Here is a 3,928-nt window from a genome sequence, read left to right as displayed (position 1 = left end):
AAGGCGACTGTGCAGGGTTCTAACGTGCGCCTCGAGTACGCGGGGCTCGCGCGCGGCGAGGACCCGACGTTGGATGCCACGGTCGAGCGATTCGCCCGGGACCACGGTGCAGCGCTCGCGGGGCGTAGCCCGGACGAGCGCACGTAAACTGGCACCATGCCCGTCGATTCAGCGCTGTCTCTCGAGTCGGTCTCATTCCTCCTCGTGTGGACCGCCATCTCGATCTATGCGCTCGCGTTCATCGCGTACGTCGTTGACCTGTCCCGCCGTTCGGCGGTAGCCGTCGAGCGCTCCGGCCAGCGCGAGCTCGTCTCGGTGGGTGCCGGCGCGGCATCCGTGGACGGCGCAGCGGATGCGGCATCCGCTGTCGAGGAGCTTCGCGCCGAAGGGCGGGCGGCCGAGGAGAACCTCAACGCCGCGCCCGGGCGCCGCACGCGCCTGCTGTGGGCGCGCATCGGAACGAGCCTGACGTGGCTCGCCTTCCTGTTCCACCTCGGCGGCGTCATCACCCGCGGCATCGTCGCCGGCCACGTGCCGTGGTCGAACATGTATGAGTTCGCGCTCACGGGAACGATGCTGATCGTCGCCGTCTACCTCGGGGTGCTCTTCCGCTACGACCTCCGTTTCCTCGGATCGCTCATCACGGGCATGGTCGTGCTCATGCTCGGCGGCGCATCGCTGCCGTTCACGTTCTATGTCGAGGTCGTGCCGCTGGCCGATCCGCTCAAGAGCGTGTGGCTCGTCATCCACGTGTTCGTCGCGTCGCTGGCAACCGCACTGTTCGCGATCGCGTTCGGCCTGTCGGTGCTGCAGCTCATGCAGGCGCGCCGCGAGCAGCGAGCGATCGCCGCCGTCGGCACCGGCGCGACGGTGCGCAGGGGCCCCGGCTTCCTACGGACCCTTCCCGGCTCGGAAGCACTCGAATCGCTGGCCTACCGCTTTGCGATCATGGGCTTCGTCTTCTGGACCTTCACCCTTATCGCGGGATCGATCTGGGCCAACGACGCCTGGGGCCGCTACTGGGGCTTTGACACGAAGGAAGTCTGGACCTTCGTGATCTGGGTCCTCTACGCCGGCTACATCCACGCCCGCGCGACGCGCGGCTGGCGCGGCTCACGCTCGGCGTGGCTGTCGATCGTCGGGTTCACCGCCGTGATCTTCAACTTCACGATCGTGAACATGTTCTTCAAGGGTCTCCACGCCTACAGCGGCCTCAGCTGAGGCTTTGGCCGGCTCGCAGCATCCGGGCCGGTTCTGCGTCTGGCCCCGCCTTTCGGTCGCGCCTTCCTGTGGGCTTCAGGCACCCATACCCACGCCAAGGCGCGACTGAACTGCTCGGTACGGGTGCGACGGGCGCGACGGATGCTGCGGCGCGCAAACGGCGCGTCATCCTTCGGTCGCGCCTTGACGTGGGGGCTGGGGGGTGAGACCCGCGCGAGGACGCGACCGAAAGGGATGTGCAGCCGGGGCGGCTAGCTTGTGGCGGGGGTGGCGAGGATGGCGCGGGCTGTTGTGGTGCGTTTTGTGGCGACCGCCAGGATGGTGGCCGCGAAGGCGAGGCCGCCCCAGATCACGAGACCCGCGATCCCCGCGCTCACGCCGCCCGAACCGGTCAGTGCGCCGAGCATCGCGTTGTAGGCGGGCGATACCGGCATGACCGCGTCTACGGCCGTCAGCACCCCAGGAACTGTGGACACGATCCCCGTCGCAACCGCGAGGACGCCGACAAGTGCCGCGATCCAGCGTCCCGCCCCGGCGAAGACCGCAACGAGGGCCTGGTTCACGGCCGCGAAGGCGACACCGACCAGGATGCTGACCCCGGCGAAAATCGACCAGTCGCCCCAGTCATAGCCCGCAGAGATCTGCACGATCCCCACCACGAGCAGACCCTGCACGGCGCCGATCGCCGCAGCCGGGGCCAGGGAACGCAGAGCGAGCAGGACCGACGGTGACCGGGAGGCGAGCGTGCGAGCGGGGAACGCACGCAGCACGACGAACGATCCGAGTGCGCCGAACCACAGGGCGAGCGCGGTCAAGAGCGGAATCGCCGAAGCGCCGAACAGGTCGGATCCGACGCCTTCTGCCGCGACGGGGTCAGCCACAATTTCCGCCAGGCTCGCGGCCTGAGCATCCGTATACGACGGGAGCTGCTCGACCGCGGTGTGCAGGCCATCCGCGAGGGATCTCGTGCCATCGGCGAGCTGTGTCAACCCGTCGCTCAGAGTCGTTGCGCCGGTGGCCGAGCGGGCGGCGCCGCTCGCCCATGCGTCAGTCCCGTCCGCCCACTGCGACACTCCCGCTGCGAGAGTGGACGTCTGCGAAGAGATCGTCGACGCGCTGCCTGCCAGGCTGCCGACACCCGCTGCGGACTGCTCGACACCACTGGCTACCCCAGCGATACCCGCCGATAGCTGCGTCGCTCCGTCGGCAAGGGCCGTGACCTGAGCAGGGAGCTCGTTGATCTGCGCGAGTCCCGTCGCGATCTGCTGCGAGTTGTCGAGGATGTTGTCGATGGTCGGCAGCGCCGCCGTAGCGTCGTCGGCGACCTGCTGGAGGGTATCGCACACGTTTGCGGGCAGGCTCTGCGCATAGCAATCCGACGCGATCTGCTGAAGCTGCGCGGCCCGGGCAGCGGCATCATCCTTCAGCTGAGTGCTGTTGTCGGCGACCTCCTGCGCGGCATCGATCACGGACTGTGGCACGCTGATGCCCTGCACCTGGTCGGCGAACTGCCGCAAGCCCCCCGCGATCTGCTGGCTGGGCGCGACCAGGGCGTTAGCTCCGCCGGAGAGTTGGTTCAGCCCCGCGGAGGCCTCGTTGGCCCCTGCTGCCCAGGCGGCCTGGCCGCCGGCGAGCTGGTTCGCGCCGTCGGCGATGCCATGCGCAGCCGACGAGAGTTGACCGGCGCCCGAGGAGAGTTGCTGCAGCCCGCTCGCGAGCTCCGCGGACCCGTCAGCCGACTGCTGAGCGCCGTCGGCGAGCTGGTCGGCACCGTCGGCTGCCTCGCCGAGTTGGTCGCCGAGGGTTGTGAACCCCAGGAAGACGTTCTCGAGGTACTGGGTCGAGATCGCCTGCCCGGTCAAGGATGCCGCGGTCGAGGTGATCTGGGCGGTGATGGCGTCATCGACGATGAGGCTGTCGGGTGGCGTCGTCACCTCGATGGTCGCCTGCTCAGGGATCTCGCCGGGTCGCGTCGAGGTCGCCGCGGCGGAGAAGTTCTCGGGAATCGTGACGATCGCAGCGTACGTGCCGTCGGCAAGGCCTGCCGCGGCATCCTCGTCGTTGGAGATGGTCCAGGTCAGGTTGCTGTCGGCGTCACCCGAGCCCTCGACCAGCCCGGCCGAGAGCTGACGACCCAGCGGAACGTACTGTCCCTCGATCGTGACAGGTTGGTCATCGTTCACGATCGCGGCGTTCATCGCATCGAGTCGCGACGTGGGGTTGTACAGGGCGATCACGAGGATGCCGCCGATGAGCGCGGGTAGCAGGATGACGCCGAGAATCGTCAGCCAGGTGATCGGCCGCCGGCTGCGGGCTCGTTCAAGGGGAATGCTCATGAGTGCTCCTCCGCAGATGCGGGAACTGTCGAATCGGTCCTTGCTGACACGGTGATCGAGCGCAGATCGCGGCGATGGGCTTCAGCCATCAGACCCAGGGCTGCACCCTCGTGCTGGGCTGAGGCCAGGATCGTGAAGGGGGAGGACGCATCGCCGGCGCGTTCGCGGCGAACAAGCGCAGCATCGCGCAGGAGCGCTGCCCCCTGGTCCCGGATGGCACCACCCTCTAGTCGGTCGACGCCGTCGATCACGACGATCCGCGCCGATCCGCGAAGTGCGTGCGCGAGCTCGGTGAGAGGATCGTCCGCGTCCGCGAGGAGCGCGACTGCCACGTGCGAGCGCACCCAGGCAGCACGTTCGGGAAGCAGGTG

2 protein-coding genes and 1 pseudogene are annotated in these 3,928 nt (G+C 68.4%); 1 reads left to right on the top strand and 2 read right to left on the bottom strand.

Translation table 11 applies throughout. The annotated features are described in order from the left end of the window. Window positions 1-156 precede the first annotated feature (156 nt). Entirely contained in the window at window positions 157-1,221 is a 1,065-nt protein-coding gene (gene ccsB, locus Q1V87_RS07625; protein ID WP_300591556.1) for a c-type cytochrome biogenesis protein CcsB, read from the top strand. A 251-nt stretch (window positions 1,222-1,472) separates the two neighbouring features. Here the strand turns inward: ccsB and Q1V87_RS07620 are convergent, their stop codons facing one another. Both Q1V87_RS07620 and Q1V87_RS07615 read right to left on the bottom strand, forming a co-directional pair. Then, entirely contained in the window at window positions 1,473-3,557 is a 2,085-nt protein-coding gene (locus tag Q1V87_RS07620) for a YhgE/Pip domain-containing protein (RefSeq protein ID WP_300591555.1), read from the bottom strand. Beyond that, window positions 3,554-3,928, bottom strand: a pseudogene (locus Q1V87_RS07615) (MMPL family transporter); the annotation flags it as partial. The pseudogene Q1V87_RS07615 and the gene Q1V87_RS07620, both read right to left, overlap by 4 nt.

This window comes from Microbacterium sp., from assembly GCF_030149085.1.
Taxonomy (GTDB): domain Bacteria; phylum Actinomycetota; class Actinomycetes; order Actinomycetales; family Microbacteriaceae; genus Microbacterium.
Note: the sequence above shows the minus strand (reverse complement) of the source record. Positions and strands in the feature narration are given on the sequence as shown.

Coding starts and splice junctions, on each gene's coding strand:
- ccsB (WP_300591556.1), top strand. CDS start 157: ATGCCCGTCGATTCAGCGCTGTCTCTCGAGTCGGTCTCATTCCTCCTC.
- Q1V87_RS07620 (WP_300591555.1), bottom strand. CDS start 3,557: ATGAGCATTCCCCTTGAACGAGCCCGCAGCCGGCGGCCGATCACCTGG.